The organism is Streptomyces sp. NBC_00328, assembly GCF_036139655.1.
GTDB lineage: Bacteria > Actinomycetota > Actinomycetes > Streptomycetales > Streptomycetaceae > Streptomyces.
Genome location: NZ_CP108013.1, coordinates 5,811,012 through 5,828,043 on the forward strand (window position 1 = coordinate 5,811,012; position 17,032 = coordinate 5,828,043).

A 17,032-nucleotide genomic window follows, 5' to 3' on the forward strand; every position below is an offset into this window, starting at 1 on the left:
CACGTATCGCTCGTGATGGCGAAGTGCTGCGTGGGTGAACTGCCTTGCTGGGCAAGGGTAGTTGGTTCCGGACGGGCGGGCGGGCGGGCTGGCGTCGGCGTCGGTCGTGGCCTCGGGGATCGTGCGGCGACCGGTGCGGTGCCGGTCCGGTGGGTGGGCCGTTCGGCGCGGCTTGACGTCTTGATCCCGCAGGACGCGGCTGGCCGGCTGCGGCCTGTTTTCGTTCATCGCAATTCTTGGGGTGTGGAGGACGTATTTGAAAATCCCTCCTGAATTGTATTTCAGGTGGAAACCCTCATCGAATGCCGTCGAGTGCAGTTCATCGACAGGGTGGCCGGTTACGGGACGCGTGGGGTGACGGCAGTCGCGGGCGGCGGGGCACACTGATCCCATGTCATCGCGTCGTAGGAGCTGCCCGGAGTGCCGTCGGGAGATCGCCGTCGTCGCGGGGCGGTTCGCTCGGCATGATCCGCCCGGCGCGCGGGGGACCGGGGAGCTGGTCTCGTGTCCCGGTTCGCGCCGGGAAGCGTTCATCGGGGCGGCGCAGCCCACGCTGGACGGGTACACCGTCCCCGATTTCCCCGGCCAGCTCTCGCTGTTCTGAACGGAACGGGCCGCCCTTGGGCGGGCGCGGCCAAGGCCGAGCGCGGGCCGGTGCGCCGACCGGACGGGTCCTAGTTGCCCGCCACCGACTTCACCGCGACCGAGATCGGTGTCGAACCGCTGACGGCTTCCAGGGTCAGACCGGCGGTGGCCGGAGTGTCGACCAGTTCGGCGAGGACCGCGGCGACGTCGTCGCGGGGGATCATGCCGCGGCCGGTCGAGGCCTCCAGGCGTACGAGCCCGGTGCCGGCGTCGTCGATCAGGCCGCCGGGGCGCAGGATCGTCCAGTCCAGACCCGTACGGCCGCGTACGTACTCGTCGGCCTCGCCCTTGGCGCGCAGGTAGGCGTCGAAGATGTCGTCACCCGGATGGGCCGGGTCCGCGCCCATCGAGGAGACGACCACGTGCCGGCGTACGCCCGCGCGCCCGGCGGCGTCCGCGAACAGGATCGCGGCGCCCTTGTCCACCGTCTGCTTGCGGTCCGCGCCGCTGCCCGGCCCCGCGCCCGCCGCGAAGACGGCCGCGTCGGCGCCCTGCAGATGCGCGGCGACCTCTTCCACGGATGCCGACTCCAGATCGCACAGGACGGGCTCGGCGCCGGCCGCCCGCAGATCGTCCCCTTGCTCGGCACGGCGGATGATTCCCGCGACCTCGTCCCCGCGCGCGGAGAGCAGCCGCTCCAGCCGCAGCGCGATCTGACCATGACCACCAGCGATGACAATGCGCATGTTTCCGACCGTACGCCCGGAAGACCGCGTTCGCCGCACAACCCTGTGGGCAACTCACGAGTCACATGGGTGATCACTGTGAACGCGTGGGTGATCGCCGCGAGAGCGCGTCAGAACGAGTGAACACGCGAACGAAACAACGCCGTGCGGGCCCGTGGGGCGTTGCAAGAGGAGACCATCATCACCGTCATACGCAAGACCGTCACCGCGGTCGGCTGCACCGCTGTCCTTCTCACCGCGGCGGCCGCCTGTGGCACGGTCGAGAACCTCACGGCCGGGCAGAAGGTGGACCACGCCGCCTCCCGTCTCGGCGAACAGAAGTCGATCGCCTTCCAGTTGGACCTGGACGCCGACGCGGACGCGATCAACGCCCTTGCGGGCGAGGACGGTTCCGACGAATCCCTTCCCCCGACGTTCGCGAAATTCGTCAGCGAGCTCCGCGTCGACGTCTCCGTCAAGTCCAGGAAGACCCTGGCGGATTCGGGCCAGAAGGACCTCATCGGGACGAGCGTGAAGATCACGGGGACCGGCGGCGTCCTGGTCGAGATCCGGATCATCGGCGACTTCATGTACTACCGCAGCAACATGAAGGCCGTCGGTGAGGCGATGGGCGTTCCCATGCCGTCCGCCGACGATCTGCCGCCGAGCCAGAAGGAGTTGAAGAAGGTCCTCGAAGGCGACTGGGTGAAGGTCGACACCAAGGAGCTGGAGCGGGCGGGGAAGGCCGCCGGGGGTGACTCGAAGGGGGCCGCCGGTGAAGGGGACATCGACGCGAAGACCCAGAAGAAGGTCCTCGACGCCGTACGCGGTGTCATCGGCCACAAGGTCACCTTCCGGACCAAGGGCGGCGCCGACGGTGTCGAGCACGTCGTCGCCTCGGGCAACGTCCGTGACCTGCTCACCGGTGTCTTCGACAAGCTCCGCCCGCTCCAGGGCGAGCTTCCGGCGGGTGCGGAACTGCCCTCCGCCAAGGACCTCAAGGACGCGCCGAACAAGAAGGCATCCGTCGACTTCACCCTGAAGAACGGCGACCTCCGGCAGATCAAGGTCGACCTGGCCGTCCTCGCCGACAGCCCGACGAAGGCCAAGCTGCCCCTCGTCCTGAAGTTCTCCGAAGCGGGTGACGTCAGCGCGCCGGCCGGAGCCACCGAGATCCCTGTGGACAAGATTTCCGAGGGCAGCCCGCTGGGCGGCGCCTTCATGGGCGGCGGGTTCTAGGAGCGGTTCCAGGAGCGGGCCTGGAGGGGGCGGGCGCGGGGGTTCCAAGGGTGGTTCCAGTGCGCCGGCCCCAGTGGGCCCCGGGCGGCCCCGGTCGGGGCGTCTGCCCGGGGTCGGACCCGGTCGGCCCTCTGAGGCCTAGGAAGCCGCCCAGGCAGGCCCATGAAGCCTGGCGCCCATGAGGCCAGGCAGCACCAGAAGCCTCGGAGCCCCGGCTAGGACGGCTCTTCCCGTCCCTGCCGGGGCAGTTCCAGCCCGGAGGCGGCCGTCGAGTCGCAGTACTCCCGCACCGCGCTGGTCCGCGCCACCACGCGCCCACGGTGGATCACGATCCGGCTGTACGCGAGGGACAGCACGCCCGCCAGGCGGTCCCCGCGTACGGCGAGCAACTCGGCCGGGAACCCCGCCTCCACGCGCACCTCGGGCAGCCCGAGCGCGGCTCTGGCGGCACAACTCACCGTGCCGTACGCCTCCTCGGGGCGCAGCCCGTACCGGGAGGCCAGCAAGTACGCGGCTTCCAGCGGGTCCCCGCGTCCCACCGGGTTGGACACGTCGCGCAGGGCGCCACTGCCCGCCGCGATCCGTACGCCGGCCGCCCGCAGCAGCCGTACGGGAGCCGTGCCGCGCCGGTCCGTGGAGCCGCAGCCGCCCTGCGGCAGACACACCACCGTCACTCCGGCCGCGGCGAGTTGGTCCGCGGCGCGGGAGGCTACCTCGGAGGGCAGCCGGCCGAGCCCGCCGCACGGGCCTAGGGTCACCCCGGGCCGCAGGCCGCCCGCCATCGCGGCGAGCCGGGCGAGCCGGGCGGGATCGGCGGCGTCCGTGTGCAGATCGACCGGACAGCCGTGCTCGGAGGCGAGTTCCAGGACGGCCTCGACGTACCCCGTCGGATCGGGGTCGGCGTCCGGACAGCCGCCCACCACGGAAGCGCCCATCTTCAGGGCGTCCCGCATCATCGCGAGCCCGTCGGCACCGGCCGCCCCGGTCAGTACGCGCGGCATCGCGACCGTCGCCAGTTCGGCGAGCCCCCGCAACGACCGCCGTACCTCGAGCACCGCCGCCAGCGCGTCCAGCCCCTGCACGTCACCGACGCGCACATGGGACCGCAAAGCCGTGGCGCCGTGCCCGAGTTGCAGCAGGGCCGCCTCGGTCGCCCGGCGCTGGATCGCCCGCTCGTCGTACGCGAGAGGTCCGTGGCCGTCGGCCGTCAGGGCCGTGTCGCTGTGCGCGTGAGGCTCGGCGGGGGCCGGCAGGAGGAGGTAGCCGTCGAGGTCCACCCTCGCGGCGAGAGCCCCCGAGGCACTCGCCGCGAGGCTTCCCGCGGTGCCGACCGCCTCGATACGACCGCCGCCCAGCCGTACGTCCACGGTCCGGCCGTCGGTGAGCCGCGCCCCGCACAGCAGGAGAGCGGCCGTGTCGGTCTGTCCCGAGGGGGAGCGGGGCGGCTGCTGCTGACTGTCGGGCATCGCGCTCCTGTGGCTCGGGGGCGGCTGCGGGAGGGACGACTGCGGAGCGTGGGGACACAAGATCACGCAGCGTGGGTCGAGCCTAGGGCGGTGACCCGTCAACGTCGGGGAGGAGCGCAATAGTCGTACCGGCGTGGCCCGTCGACCGGTCCGGACCTGCCCCCTTCGGGACCGGTCCGGAACCGGCCGCCCCCGCGCGCGCAGTGACCCCGAGCGGGCCACGACTGCCCCGGCCACCCCCACACCCACGTCGGCCACTCCAACGCCGGCCACCACCGGGTCCGGCGCAGGCCCTCACCGGACCCGGTGTACGTCCTCACCGGACCCGGCACACGCCCCCACGGGACACGCGCAGGTCCCCACCGTCCGACGGCCGGAGAGCCGTCACCCCCTGTGATCCACGAGTCCCGAGGGGCGCGTGAGCGCTTCCGGGAACGCCTGGGGGAACGCCTGTGATCAGGCCCGGGAGGGTGCCGCGAAACGGATTTGGGCGATCGGCGGAGGACCGTGTAATGTCTTCATCGCTCGCCCCAATAGCTCAGTCGGTAGAGCGTCTCCATGGTAAGGAGAAGGTCTACGGTTCGATTCCGTATTGGGGCTCTGGTGCGAAAGGTTCCCGTCGCAAGGCGGGATCCGATCGCATCTCAGCGGTGTAGCTCAGTCGGTAGAGCAAGCGGCTCATAATCGCTGTGTCACCGGTTCAAGTCCGGTCACCGCTACTGACAGTAGCCGATTGTGGGGTCGGTCCTTCGATCGGCTACTCTTCTATGCGTTAATGTCCCATCCGTTCGTCAAGGAGCACTCCTGTGGCTGCCACCGACGTCCGCCCGAAGATCACGCTGGCCTGCGTGGAGTGCAAGGAGCGGAACTACATCACCAAGAAGAACCGGCGTAACAACCCGGACCGACTGGAGATGAAGAAGCACTGCCCGCGTTGCAACGCGCACACCGCGCACCGCGAAACGCGATAATTTCAGGCTCGTACACGAGGCCGTCCCCTTCGGGGGGCGGCCTCGCGTCGTTGTGGAACCGATGTCCGGCGCGGGCCAGGCGTCATGCGTGGACCCCGTGATGAAGAGCGAAGATAGGCCGTCCGGCTAAGACGGTCGCTCCAACTGTGACAACCAGTGCGGCGACGACAACCAGGAGGTGCCGAGCCCATGGCGCTCGACCAGTCCTTCGTAGGGCGGTCCTACCCGCCCACCGATCCCTATGAGGTCGGTCGGGAGAAGATCCGCGAGTTCGCGGAGGCCGTGGGGGACAGTAACCCTGCGTACACGGACCCCGAGGCCGCACGCGCGCTCGGGCACCCCGATGTGATCGCCCCGCCGACTTTTGTGTTCGCCATCACGTTCAAGGCCGCGGGCCAGGTCATCCAGGACCCGCAACTGGGTCTCGACTACAGCCGGGTGGTGCACGGCGACCAGAAGTTCGCGTACACCCGCCCGGTGCGAGCGGGTGACCGGCTCACGGTGACCTCGACCATCGAGTCGATCAAGTCCCTCGCGGGCAACGACATCCTGGACATCCGTGGCGAGGTCCACGACGAGACGGGCGAGCACGTCGTGACGGCCGTCACGAAGCTCGTGTCCCGTGCGGCGGAGGTGGGCTGACATGACGGCGAAGATCTCTTACGCGGACGTCGAGGTCGGCACCGAGCTGCCGGCCCAGACGTTCTCTGTGACGCGTGCCACGCTCGTGCAGTACGCGGGGGCATCCGGGGACTTCAACCCGATCCACTGGAACGAGAAGTTCGCGGTCGAGGTGGGCCTTCCCGACGTCATCGCGCATGGCATGTTCACCATGGCCGAGGCGATCCGCGTGGTCACCGACTGGGTCGGCGACCCGGGCTCGGTCCTCGAGTACGGCGTTCGCTTCACCAAGCCCGTCGTCGTCCCGAACGACGAGAAGGGCGCCACGATCGAGGTCAGCGGCAAGGTCGCGGCCAAGCTCGACGACAACACCGTCCGCGTCGACCTCACGGCGACCAGCGGCGGACAGAAGGTGCTGGGCATGTCGCGAGCGGTCGTACGACTCGCCTGACGCGCCGGATCGCGTAAGGGGCGCCCGCCATTGCGGGCGCCCCTTACGCGTGCCCGCCGCGGCGACCCAAGGGCCTCGCTTCAGGAGCTCCGCGTCCGATAGCCGATAGCCGATAGCCGAGAGTCAAGGGCCAAGGGCCAAGGGCCAAGGGCCAAGGGCCTGAGGGCCGGGCTCCCGAGCGTCCCGCGCCCGCGCCCGTGCCCACACCTAGGACCCCTTGACTTAGTTAGTGATTGAGTACTAACTTAGCTGCATGGTCAGGATGAGCGCAGAGGAGAGGCGCGAGAGCGTCATTCGCGCGGCGATGATCGAGTTCGCCCACGGCGGCTACCACGGCACGTCCACCGAGGCGATCGCCAAGCGCGTGGGTGTCTCGCAGCCGTATCTCTTCCGGCTCTTCCCGGGCAAGCGGGCGATCTTCCTGGCGGCCGCCGAGCACTGCATGGAGCTCGCCCGGCGCAGCTTCGAGGAGGCCGCCGAGGGGCTGGAGGGTGAAGAGGCCCTGCACGCCATGGCGACGTCCTACGTGAAGGTGATCGCGGAGCATCCTGAGCGGCTGCTGATGCAGATGCAGACGTACGTCGCGGTGGGGGCGGCCGAGGAGGCCGGCGATCACGAGCTCGGTGAGGCGGTCAGGGCCGGCTGGATGCGGCTCTGGGACACGGTTCACGTGCCGCTCGGAGCCGACGCGGACGGGACCACGACCTTCATGGCGTACGGAATGCTCGTCAACTGCCTGGTGTCGATGGGGTTCCCGCCCGAGCACCGGGTCTGGGAAGGGCTCTACCCGTCGGCACGCGTCACGGGCCGGCTGGAGAAGTAGCGCGACGGCGAAGGCGGTGTTAGGCGCGTCTTCATGACCTCAAAAGTTAGTCATCAATAACTAACCATCGACAGTGATCACATCACCTTCTGGGGGAGCGATGTCTCAGCGGACGGCACGGACAGCGAAGAACGGATCGGCGGCACCGGCCCCGACAGGGGCCGCAGGATCGCCCGAGAGGTCGGCCGTGGCACCGGCCGCGCCACCGACCGGGCGGCGCGGTGGGGCCGGGTGGGCCCTTCTCATCACGAGCGTCGCCGGATTCATGGCGGCCCTCGACAATCTCGTCGTCACCACCGCCCTGCCCTCCATCCGCAAGGATCTCGGGGGTGCGCTGGGCGACCTGGAATGGACCGTGAGCGCCTACACGCTCACCTTCGCCGTCCTGCTGATGTTCGGTGCCGCGCTCGGTGACCGGTTCGGCCGCCGCAGGCTCTTCCTGGTCGGCCTGAGCGTCTTCACCGGTGCTTCGGCCGCCGCGGCCATGGCCCCCGGCATCGACTCGCTGATCGCCGCCCGCGCGGTCCAGGGCGTCGGCGCGGCGATCATGATGCCGCTGACCCTGACCCTGCTGACGGCCGCGGTCCCCGCCGCCAAGCGCGGGATGGCGTACGGGATCTGGGGCGCCGTCAACGGACTCGCGGTCGCCTCCGGGCCCCTCATCGGCGGCAGCCTCACCGAACACATCTCCTGGCACTGGATCTTCTGGCTGAACGTTCCGCTGGGTCTCGCGGTGCTCCCGCTCGCCCGGCTTCGGCTGTCCGAGTCGTTCGGCGCCGGCGCCCGGCTCGACTTCCCCGGCACCCTGCTCGCCAGCGGTGGCCTCTTCGGGATCGTCTACGGCCTGGTCCGCGGGCCCGCCGACGGCTGGACCAGCGCGTTCGTCCTGACCGGTCTGATCGCGGGCGCCGCTCTGCTCGCCGGTTTCGTCGTCCACGGCACCCGGGCCAAGAACCCGATGCTCCCGATGCGGCTCTTCCGCTCCCGCGCCTTCGCCGGGATCAACGCGGCCAGTCTGCTGATGTTCCTCGGGATGTTCGGCTCGATCTTCCTGCTCAGCCAGTACATGCAGGGTGTGCTCGGCTACTCGCCGACCGAGGCGGGGCTGCGCATGCTCCCCTGGACCGGTATGCCGATGCTGGTCGCGCCCATCGCCGGCTACCTGTCCGACCGGATCGGCGGGCGTCCCGTCGTCGCCACCGGGCTCTTCCTCCAGGCCGCCGGGCTCGCGTACTACGCCGCCGTGGTCGCCGCCGACGCCTCGTACGCCTCCCAGCTGCCCGCGCTCATCATCAGCGGCGTCGGGATGTCGCTCTACTTCGCGCCGGCCTCCAACCTGGTCATGTCCAGCGTGCGGCCGGAGGAGCAGGGCATCGCCTCCGGCGCCAACAACGCGCTGCGCGAGGTGGGCGGGGCGCTCGGCATCGCAGTGATGTCCTCGATCTTCTCGGCGCAGGGCGGCTACGCGACCGCCGGGACCTTCATCGACGGGCTGCGGCCCGCGCTCGTGGTCGGCGCCTCGGTGGTGGCCCTCGCGGGGATCGCCGCCCTGCTCATCCCGGCCGCGCGGCGCACGGCACGCACCGAGACGGCAGCAGCGGCGGCTCCGGCGCACGCCCTGGACCGGGAGACCGCTTCTCCTGGAATCGCCTCTCTGAAGACCGCAACTCTCGAAACGGCCCATCCGGAGACCACCTCTCCGGAGACCACCTCTCCGGAGACCACCTCTTCGGAACCGGCCTCTCCGGAATCGGCTTCTACGGAATCGGTCTCTACGGAAACGCCCCCTCTCGAAACCGCCTCCCGCTGACGCGCGGAACCGAGATCCCGGCGCTCCGGCCCGGCCGCCACGAGTACCCGGCTGTCCGGTCGAACCCTCAGGAGAGCCGCCTCGGCCGAGCGGTCAGGCGCGAGAGGCCCCGCCCCCCGGGCGGGGCCTCTCGCATGGCCGGGGCACACCGGTGGCCGGGCGTCCCCGGCCCTTCTCGTAGTCTTGAGCCCGTGCAGGAACTCCACGATGCCCCGCTCGCCCCGCTGACCACCTTCCGGCTCGGCGGTCCGGCCGCCCGGCTGATCACCGCCACGACCGACGACGAGGTCGTCGCCGCCGTGCGCGAGGCCGACGACGCCGGTACGCCACTGCTGGTCATCGGCGGTGGATCGAACCTGGTCATCGGCGACAAGGGCTTCGCCGGGACCGCCCTGCGCATCGCCACGAAGGGCTTCTCCCTCGACGGTACGAGGCTGGAGCTGGCCGCGGGCGAGGTGTGGACCGACGCGGTCGCACGCTCCGTCGAGGTTGGGCTGGCCGGGATCGAATGCCTCGCGGGCATCCCCGGGTCGGCCGGTGCGACACCGATCCAGAACGTGGGCGCGTACGGCCAGGAAGTGTCGTCGACGATCACCGAAGTGATCGCCTACGACAGGAAGACGCGCGAGACGGTCACGCTGACCAACGCCGAGTGCGAGTTCTCGTACCGCCACAGCCGCTTCAAGGCGGACCCCGAGCGCCATGTCGTGCTGCGGGTGCGCTTCGGGCTGGAGGACGCGCAGGGGCTGTCGGCGCCGGTCAAGTACGCCGAGACGGCCCGTGCGCTCGGTGTGGAGCCCGGCGACCGTGTGCCCCTCGACGCCGCCCGCGAGACCGTTCTGAAGCTGCGTGCCGGGAAAGGCATGGTGCTCGACCCCGAGGACCACGACACCTGGTCCGCCGGATCGTTCTTCACCAACCCGATCCTCACCCACGAGGCGTTCGCCGCGTTCCACGCGCGCGTGGAGGAACGGCTCGGCGCCGATGTCGTACCGCCTGCGTACGCGGCCGGCGAGGGTCACACCAAGACCTCCGCGGCCTGGCTGATCGACAAGTCGGGCTTCACCAAGGGCTACGGAACCGGGCCCGCCCGTATCTCCACCAAGCACACCCTCGCCCTGACCAACCGCGGCGGGGCTACCACCGAGGACCTCCTCGCGCTGGCCCGGGAGGTCGTCGCCGGGGTCCACGAGGCCTTCGGGATCACGCTCGTCAACGAGCCGGTGACGGTGAACGCGAGCCTCTGAAGGCGATCGCCGGCGCGAACGGCGACCGGTAGGCCACCAGTGGGCCACTAGTAGGCCATCAGTAGGCGACGCCCACTCCCTGCTTCACGGTCCCCGGGTCGTCGATCATCGCCAGCATCGCGTTGGCCACGTCGGCGCGCGCGATGAAGCGGCCCTTGGGCGGGAAGCCTCCGACGACCGTGCGGTACGAGCCGGTCAGCGGCTTGTTCTGGAGCCGGGGCGGACGGACGGCGGTCCAGTCCGTGGAACTGGCCGCCAGTTCGCCCTCCATCTCCCGCAGGTCGGCGTAGACGTCCTTCAGGAGGCTGGAGATCAGGCTCCTCATCGCGCGGTCGAGTGCTGTGTCGTTCTCGGCGCCCGGTCCGACCGGACTCGCGCTGACCACCAGCAGCCGGCGCACCTGCTCCGCCTCCATGGCGCCCAGCACCGTACGGGTGAGCCGGGCCGCGACCCCGGCGTCCTTGCGGCTGCGCGCGCCGAGACCGGACAGGACGGCGTGCCGGCCCACGACGGCCGGGCGTAGCGACTCCGGGTCGGTGAGGTCCGCGCGGAAGACCTCCAGATTCGCGCCCGTGACGGTGAGCCGCGCGGGATCCCGTACGACCGCCGTGACCCGGTGGCCCGCGCCCAGGGCCTGGCGGACGATCTCCTGGCCGATGCCTCCGGTGGCACCGAAAACGGTGAGTTCCATGACCTGCTCCCGCATCAGAGGGAATGAGGTGGGTGAGTGTTCACTCACCCCGCTTCCTCTAGAGTGAGTAAGTACTCACCCACCCGTCAACCCCGTAAGGGCGGGTCATGGAATCCTTGGGCCCCATGCAGCAGAAATCCGCCACGGAGACCACGCCGTCGAAGCCGGCCAGGATCCGCATCCTCGACGCGGCGCACGAGCTCATGCTCACGCTCGGTCTCTCCCGTGCCACCACCAAGGAGATCGCCAGGGCGGCCGGCTGCTCCGAGGCGGCGCTCTACAAGTACTTCGCGAGCAAGGAAGAGCTCTTCATCCGGGTCCTCCACGAGCGGCTGCCCCAGCTCGGCCCCCTCCTGGAGCGGCTGACGGCCGAGCCGCGGGAGCACTCCCTGGAGGAGAACCTCACGGAGATCGCCCGTCAGGCGGCCCTCTTCTACGAGCAGAGTTTCCCGATAGCCGCCTCCTTGTACGCGGAGACTCAGCTCAAGCGCCGTCACGACGAGGCCATGCGGGCCATGGGCGCGGGCCCGCACATGCCCATCCGGGGCGTCGCCGCCTATCTGCTGGCGGAACAGCGGGCCGGGCGTGTCCAGCCGGACACCGACACCTACGCGGCCGCGTCCCTCCTCCTCGGGGCCTGCGCGCAGCGGGCGTTCGCCTACGACGCCACCGAGGAGGGCGCGCCGCCCCTGGACACCTTCGCCCCGGCGCTGGTCCGCACCCTGCTCGCCGGGATCGCACCCGGGGACAGGACGGGGGCCGCGGGCGCCTCGGACAAGCTCTAGCGGGCTAGGCGGTCAGCCAGCCGTCGACGCCGGCCAGCAGCTTCGCCCGGACGTCCTCGGGCGCGGCCGAGGCGCGGATGGACTGACGGGCCAGCTCGGCCAGTTCCTGGTCCGTGAAGGAGTGGTGGCGGCGGGCGATCTCGTACTGGGCGGCGAGACGGGATCCGAAGAGCAGGGGATCGTCGGCGCCGAGGGCCATCGGGACACCGGCTTCGAACAAAGTGCGCAGGGGGACATCGGCGTGCTTCTCGTAGACGCCCAGGGCGACGTTCGAGGCGGGGCAGACCTCACAGGTCACCCCGCGGTCCGCGAGGCGCTTCAGCAGCCGCGGGTCCTCGGCGGCCCGCACCCCGTGGCCGATCCGGGAGGCGTGCAGGTCGTCCAGGCAGTCGCGGACCGAGGCGGGCCCCGTCAGCTCGCCGCCGTGCGGCGCGGACAGCAGTCCGCCCTCGCGGGCGATGGCGAAGGCCCGGTCGAAGTCCCGCGCCATGCCCCGTCGCTCGTCGTTGGAGAGGCCGAAACCGACGATCCCCCGGTCCGCGTACCGCACGGCGAGCCGGGCCAGTGTGCGGGCGTCCAGGGGGTGTTTCATGCGGTTGGCGGCCACCAGGACGCGCATCCCGAGCCCGGTCTCCCGCACGGCCGAGTCGACCGCGTCGAGGATGACCTCCAGGGCCGGGATCAGGCCGCCCAGGCGGGGTGCGTACGACGTCGGGTCGACCTGGATCTCCAGCCAGCCCGAGCCGTCCTTCAGGTCCTCCTCGGCGGCCTCGCGCACCAGGCGCTGGATGTCCTCGGGCTCTCTCAGGCAGGACCGCGCGGCGTCGTACAGGCGCTGGAAGCGGAACCAGCCGCGTTCGTCGGTCGCCCGCAGTTTCGGCGGTTCCCCGCTGGTCAGCGCGTCCGGCAGCCGTACGCCGTACTTGTCGGCCAGTTCCAGCAGGGTGGTGTGCCGCATCGAACCGGTGAAGTGCAGGTGCAGATGGGCCTTCGGCAGTTCAGTTACATCACGTACGCGCTCCATCCCAAGATCCTGCCGTACGCGTGTGTCGTGCCGGTAGCGCTTTCGCTGATCGGAGGCTCGCTCGAACGGACGAACGGGGGCCGGCCGCTCCTGAGAGTGGCAGGCCCCCGCACGCGCGCGTGGAGCGCGACGACGTCACCGGCGCCCCGTGGGGCGCGGGAGGACGCCGGAGGTCAGTCCGTCGCCTCGGCCAGCAGCTTCTGGATCCGGCTGACGCCCTCGACGAGGTCCTCGTCACCGAGCGCGTACGACAGGCGCAGGTAGCCCGGCGTGCCGAAGGCCTCGCCCGGGACGACCGCGACCTCGGCCTCCTCCAGGATGAGCGCGGCCAGCTCGACGGTGTCCGCGGGGCGCTTGCCGCGGATCTCCTTGCCGAGGAGTCCCTTCACCGAGGGGTACGCGTAGAAGGCGCCCTCGGGCTCGGGGCACAGCACGCCGTCGATCTCGTTCAGCATGCGCACGATGGTCTTGCGGCGGCGGTCGAAGGCCTCGCGCATCTTCGCGACGGCCGTGAGGTCGCCCGAGACGGCGGCGAGCGCGGCGACCTGGGCCACGTTCGAGACGTTCGAGGTGGCGTGGGACTGGAGGTTGGTCGCGGCCTTGACGACGTCCTTCGGGCCGATGACCCAGCCCACGCGCCAGCCGGTCATCGCGTACGTCTTGGCGACGCCGTTGACGACGATGCACTTGTCGCGCAGCTCGGGTACCACCACGGGCAGCGAGTGGAACTCGGCGTCGCCGTAGACCAGGTGCTCGTAGATCTCGTCGGTCAGGACCCACAGGCCCTTCTCGGCGGCCCAGCGGCCGATCTCCTCGATCTGCTCGCGGGTGTAGACCGCGCCCGTCGGGTTGGACGGGGAGACGAAGAGCAGCACCTTGGTGTTCTCGGTGCGGGCGGCCTCGAGCTGCTCGACCGAGACGCGGTAGCCGGTGGTCTCGTCGGCGACGACGTCCACGGGGACACCGCCGGCGAGACGGATGGACTCCGGGTAGGTCGTCCAGTACGGCGCCGGGACGATGACCTCGTCACCCGGGTCGAGGATCGCGGCGAAGGCCTCGTAGATGGCCTGCTTGCCACCGTTGGTGACCAGGACCTGGGCGGCCTCCACCTCGTAGCCGGAGTCGCGCAGCGTCTTCGCGGCGATAGCGGCCTTCAGCTCGGGCAGCCCGCCGGCCGGCGTGTAGCGGTGGTACTTGGGGTTCGAGCAGGCCTCGATGGCGGCCTGGACGATGTAGTCCGGGGTCGGGAAGTCGGGCTCACCGGCGCCGAAGCCGATCACCGGGCGTCCGGCGGCCTTGAGTGCCTTGGCCTTGGCGTCCACGGCGAGGGTGGCGGACTCGGAGATCGCGCCGACTCGGGCGGAGACCCGGCGCTCGGTGGGAGGGGTTGCAGGGCTCATGGGACCCATCGTTTCAGACTGGAAATGTCCCCGGCACACGGGTTTCACGGACTGAACAACGGCAGAACATCCGTCCGGATCCGCGCACCTCACCAGTGGATCTTCAGCGGAGCCGACCCGAGCGGACACTTTCTGTTCGACGCCCGGCTTCGGACCACGTACACTCTCACCTCGTTGGCCTTCACCGGCCGCGCTCTACCGGTGCACACCGAGCACCCGGTCGGATGCGGTACGTTGGGGGAAATCAAAGGGTCGTAGCTCAATTGGTAGAGCACTGGTCTCCAAAACCAGCGGTTGGGGGTTCAAGTCCCTCCGGCCCTGCTACACACTCCTTTCGCCAGGATGTGTGCGCATGTACGTACTGCATTGCACCGCCGTGCGGCTCAACCGGGCGCGGCACGGTCACGACCCGGGAATCAGGTGAGGACGAGTGACGGACGCCGTGGGCTCCATCGACATGCCTGATGCCGAGGCGCCGGAGTCCAAAAAGAAGGCCCGCAAGGGCGGTAAGCGTGCCAAGAAGGGCCCGCTGAAGCGCCTTGCCACCTTCTACCGCCAGATCATCGCGGAACTCCGTAAGGTTGTCTGGCCGACTCGCAATCAGCTGACGACTTACACCACAGTGGTGATTGTGTTCGTCGTCATCATGATCGGCCTGGTGACCGTGATTGACTATGGGCTCAACCACGCCGCCAAGTACGTCTTCGGCTGAGCCGAGAGCGAAGGGCGCCGTCACCGGCGCCCCTTTCGCGCGTTCCACCCCCATGTAACCAGGAAGAAGCAGCCACCGTGTCTGACCCGAACCTGAACGATTCCTCCGAGTCGGTCGAGTCCGTTGACGACGAGCTCGAGATCGTCGAGGGAGCGGACGTCGTGGACGAGTTCGAGGCTGCCGATGCCGCCGCCGGCGAGAACGCCGAGGACGCGGCCCTGCACGTCGAGGACGAGTCCGGTGCGGACGTCGAGGACGAGGACACGCCCGACGAGGCCGAGCCCGAAGTCGAGGCCGAGCCTGAAGTCGAGGCCGAGCCCGTCGATCCCGTGACCGCCCTGCGCGAGGAACTGCGTCTGCTCCCCGGCGAGTGGTACGTCATCCACACCTACGCCGGTTACGAGAACCGCGTGAAGACCAACCTCGAACAGCGTGCCGTTTCGCTGAACGTCGAGGACTTCATCTTCCAGGCCGAGGTGCCGCAGGAAGAGGTCGCGCAGATCAAGAACGGCGAGCGCAAGACGATCAAGCAGAACAAGCTCCCGGGCTACGTCCTGGTCCGTATGGACCTGACGAACGAGTCCTGGGGCGTCGTCCGCAACACTCCCGGCGTCACCGGCTTCGTGGGCAACGCCTACGACCCGTACCCGCTGACCCTGGACGAGATCGTCAAGATGCTCGCCCCGGAGGCCGAGGAGAAGGCCGCCCGCGAGGCCGCGGAGGCCGAGGGCAAGCCCGCTCCGCAGCGCAAGGTCGAGGTCCAGGTGCTGGACTTCGAGGTCGGCGACTCGGTCACCGTCACCGACGGCCCGTTCGCCACGCTGCAGGCCACGATCAACGAGATCAACGCCGACTCGAAGAAGGTCAAGGGCCTCGTCGAGATCTTCGGCCGCGAGACCCCGGTCGAGCTCTCCTTCGACCAGATCCAGAAGAACTAGCACCTTCTGGACGTACGTCTTCCGATCAGGTCAGACGGGCTCTCGTAGCCGGTCTGACCTGCTCGGTTTTTAGCCGCGCACAGATACCCGTTATCGTTGTGCGGTATGCCTGCATCCGGATCATCACTCGGTTGAAGGCAGCCGTCCGGGGCGACTCGGACGTAGGAAGGCGAAAACGAAAGAGGACCCGGAATGCCTCCCAAGAAGAAGAAGGTCACGGGGCTTATCAAGCTCCAGATCAACGCCGGTGCGGCGAACCCGGCCCCGCCGGTCGGCCCCGCGCTCGGTCAGCACGGCGTCAACATCATGGAGTTCTGCAAGGCCTACAACGCCGCGACCGAGTCGCAGCGTGGCTGGGTCATCCCGGTGGAGATCACGGTCTACGAAGACCGCTCCTTCACCTTCGTGACCAAGACTCCGCCGGCCGCCAAGATGATCCTCAAGGCCGCGGGTGTCGAGAAGGGCTCCGGCGAGCCGCACAAGACCAAGGTCGCCAAGATCACCCAGGCGCAGGTCCGCGAGATCGCCACGACCAAGATGCCCGACCTCAACGCCAACGACCTGGACGCCGCTGCGAAGATCATCGCCGGCACCGCCCGTTCCATGGGCATCACGGTCGAGGGCTGACACCCACCTTCGTAGGAACCATGCGGCCGCGGCCGCACGTGGCAGGGCCTGCTCGGCCCGCACCACGACTCCTCAGAACACAACAGGAGCAGTAGTGAGCAAGCGCAGCAAGTCTCTCCGCGCTGCGGACGCCAAGGTCGACCGGGACAAGCTCTACGCCCCGCTCGAGGCCGTCCGTCTCGCCAAGGAGACCTCCACGAGCAAGTTCGACGGCACCGTCGAGGTCGCCTTCCGCCTGGGTGTCGACCCTCGCAAGGCCGACCAGATGGTCCGTGGCACCGTGAACCTGCCGCACGGCACCGGCAAGACCGCCCGGGTCCTGGTCTTCGCGACCGGTGACCGTGCTGCGGCCGCGGAGGCCGCGGGCGCCGACATCGTCGGCTCCGACGAACTGATCGACGAGGTCGCGAAGGGCCGTCTGGACTTCGACGCCGTCGTCGCCACCCCGGACCTCATGGGCAAGGTCGGCCGCCTCGGCCGCGTGCTCGGTCCCCGTGGTCTCATGCCGAACCCCAAGACCGGCACCGTGACCCCCGACGTCGCCAAGGCTGTCACCGAGATCAAGGGTGGCAAGATCGAGTTCCGCGTCGACAAGCACTCGAACCTGCACTTCATCATCGGCAAGGTGTCCTTCGACGACACCAAGCTGGTGGAGAACTACGGCGCTGCGCTCGACGAGATCCTTCGTCTGAAGCCGTCGGCCGCCAAGGGTCGCTACATCAAGAAGGCCGCGATCAGCTCCACGATCGGCCCCGGCGTTCCGATCGACCCCAACCGCACCCGCAACCTCCTCGTCGAGGAGGACCCGGCCGCCGTCTGAGCCCTTCGCTCACCCCGGTGACCGCGTCGCGCACGCGTATCTGAGCGGGCCCCGCAACCTTTCGAGGTGCGGGGCCCGTCCTCATGTGCGGAGGTCT

The 17,032-nt window shown here is 69.6% G+C and carries 18 protein-coding genes and 3 tRNA genes; 16 read left to right on the plus strand and 5 right to left on the minus strand.

Going from position 1 to position 17,032, the window contains the following annotated elements:
- Nucleotides 1–391: 391 nt before the first annotated feature.
- The gene (locus OG485_RS25530; RefSeq protein WP_328670871.1) at nt 392–604 is read left to right on the plus strand and encodes a hypothetical protein; all 213 of its coding nucleotides are present in this window, start codon (nt 392–394) and stop codon (nt 602–604) included.
- Between the two features lie 70 nt (nt 605–674).
- Here the strand turns inward: OG485_RS25530 and OG485_RS25535 are convergent, their stop codons facing one another.
- On the minus strand, nt 675–1,331 hold the full coding sequence (locus OG485_RS25535) for an SDR family oxidoreductase (protein ID WP_328670872.1): 657 nt from the start codon (nt 1,329–1,331) through the stop codon (nt 675–677).
- A gap of 162 nt (nt 1,332–1,493) precedes the next feature.
- On the opposite strand from OG485_RS25535, the gene OG485_RS25540 reads away from it, so the two are divergent.
- Entirely contained in the window at nt 1,494–2,549 is a 1,056-nt protein-coding gene (locus OG485_RS25540; protein ID WP_328670873.1) for a hypothetical protein, read from the plus strand.
- Nucleotides 2,550–2,764: 215 nt separating this feature from the next.
- Here OG485_RS25540 and OG485_RS25545 read toward each other — a convergent pair whose 3' ends face one another.
- Nucleotides 2,765–4,015: an amidohydrolase family protein gene (locus OG485_RS25545; protein ID WP_328670874.1), complete on the minus strand. Its 1,251-nt coding sequence runs from the start codon at nt 4,013–4,015 to the stop codon at nt 2,765–2,767.
- Between the two features lie 527 nt (nt 4,016–4,542).
- On the opposite strand from OG485_RS25545, the gene OG485_RS25550 reads away from it, so the two are divergent.
- The 8 genes from OG485_RS25550 (at nt 4,543) to OG485_RS25585 (ending at nt 9,938) form a co-directional block, all read left to right on the plus strand.
- Nucleotides 4,543–4,615, plus strand: a tRNA-Thr gene (locus tag OG485_RS25550).
- A gap of 46 nt (nt 4,616–4,661) precedes the next feature.
- A tRNA-Met gene (locus tag OG485_RS25555) sits at nt 4,662–4,734 on the plus strand.
- Between the two features lie 87 nt (nt 4,735–4,821).
- Nucleotides 4,822–4,986: a 50S ribosomal protein L33 gene (gene rpmG / locus OG485_RS25560; RefSeq protein ID WP_003948671.1), complete on the plus strand. Its 165-nt coding sequence runs from the start codon at nt 4,822–4,824 to the stop codon at nt 4,984–4,986.
- 189 nt (nt 4,987–5,175) lie between these two features.
- Entirely contained in the window at nt 5,176–5,628 is a 453-nt protein-coding gene (locus OG485_RS25565; protein ID WP_328670875.1) for a MaoC family dehydratase N-terminal domain-containing protein, read from the plus strand.
- Nucleotide 5,629: 1 nt separating this feature from the next.
- Nucleotides 5,630–6,058 carry a MaoC family dehydratase gene (locus OG485_RS25570; RefSeq protein ID WP_328449309.1) on the plus strand — a complete coding sequence of 143 codons (429 nt, stop codon included), beginning with the start codon at nt 5,630–5,632 and terminating at the stop codon, nt 6,056–6,058.
- A gap of 253 nt (nt 6,059–6,311) precedes the next feature.
- Nucleotides 6,312–6,881 (plus strand): TetR/AcrR family transcriptional regulator, encoded by a 570-nt coding sequence (locus OG485_RS25575; protein ID WP_328670876.1) that lies wholly within the window; start codon nt 6,312–6,314, stop codon nt 6,879–6,881.
- Nucleotides 6,882–7,146: 265 nt separating this feature from the next.
- Nucleotides 7,147–8,691, plus strand: coding sequence for a DHA2 family efflux MFS transporter permease subunit (locus OG485_RS25580; protein ID WP_443048757.1), 1,545 nt, complete (start codon nt 7,147–7,149; stop codon nt 8,689–8,691).
- 191 nt (nt 8,692–8,882) lie between these two features.
- A complete protein-coding gene (locus OG485_RS25585) occupies nt 8,883–9,938 on the plus strand; it encodes a UDP-N-acetylmuramate dehydrogenase (protein WP_328670878.1) in 1,056 nt (351 codons plus the stop codon).
- A gap of 58 nt (nt 9,939–9,996) precedes the next feature.
- On the opposite strand, the gene OG485_RS25590 is transcribed toward OG485_RS25585, so the two are convergent.
- Nucleotides 9,997–10,629, minus strand: a complete 633-nt coding sequence (locus OG485_RS25590; protein WP_328670879.1) for an NAD(P)-dependent oxidoreductase — start codon at nt 10,627–10,629, stop codon at nt 9,997–9,999.
- A gap of 125 nt (nt 10,630–10,754) precedes the next feature.
- Here OG485_RS25590 and OG485_RS25595 point away from each other — a divergent pair, with 125 nt between their 5' ends.
- Nucleotides 10,755–11,414: a TetR/AcrR family transcriptional regulator gene (locus OG485_RS25595; protein ID WP_328670880.1), complete on the plus strand. Its 660-nt coding sequence runs from the start codon at nt 10,755–10,757 to the stop codon at nt 11,412–11,414.
- Between the two features lie 4 nt (nt 11,415–11,418).
- On the opposite strand, the gene OG485_RS25600 is transcribed toward OG485_RS25595, so the two are convergent.
- Together OG485_RS25600 and OG485_RS25605 are read right to left on the minus strand one after the other, a co-directional pair.
- Nucleotides 11,419–12,438, minus strand: a complete 1,020-nt coding sequence (locus tag OG485_RS25600; RefSeq protein WP_328670881.1) for an adenosine deaminase — start codon at nt 12,436–12,438, stop codon at nt 11,419–11,421.
- Nucleotides 12,439–12,611: 173 nt separating this feature from the next.
- Complete coding sequence (locus OG485_RS25605; protein WP_266761701.1) at nt 12,612–13,838, minus strand: pyridoxal phosphate-dependent aminotransferase; 1,227 nt, start codon at nt 13,836–13,838, stop codon at nt 12,612–12,614.
- Between the two features lie 248 nt (nt 13,839–14,086).
- Here OG485_RS25605 and OG485_RS25610 point away from each other — a divergent pair.
- The 5 genes from OG485_RS25610 (at nt 14,087) to rplA (ending at nt 16,935) form a co-directional block, all read left to right on the plus strand.
- A tRNA-Trp gene (locus tag OG485_RS25610) sits at nt 14,087–14,159 on the plus strand.
- A 109-nt stretch (nt 14,160–14,268) separates the two neighbouring features.
- Entirely contained in the window at nt 14,269–14,550 is a 282-nt protein-coding gene (secE, locus tag OG485_RS25615; RefSeq protein ID WP_103549158.1) for a preprotein translocase subunit SecE, read from the plus strand.
- Between the two features lie 77 nt (nt 14,551–14,627).
- Nucleotides 14,628–15,488, plus strand: coding sequence for a transcription termination/antitermination protein NusG (nusG, locus tag OG485_RS25620; RefSeq protein ID WP_328670882.1), 861 nt, complete (start codon nt 14,628–14,630; stop codon nt 15,486–15,488).
- Nucleotides 15,489–15,680: 192 nt separating this feature from the next.
- The gene (rplK, locus tag OG485_RS25625; protein WP_261705301.1) at nt 15,681–16,115 is read left to right on the plus strand and encodes a 50S ribosomal protein L11; all 435 of its coding nucleotides are present in this window, start codon (nt 15,681–15,683) and stop codon (nt 16,113–16,115) included.
- Nucleotides 16,116–16,209: 94 nt separating this feature from the next.
- Nucleotides 16,210–16,935, plus strand: a complete 726-nt coding sequence (rplA, locus tag OG485_RS25630; RefSeq protein WP_326786084.1) for a 50S ribosomal protein L1 — start codon at nt 16,210–16,212, stop codon at nt 16,933–16,935.
- The last annotated feature ends 97 nt before the right edge of the window (nt 16,936–17,032 follow it).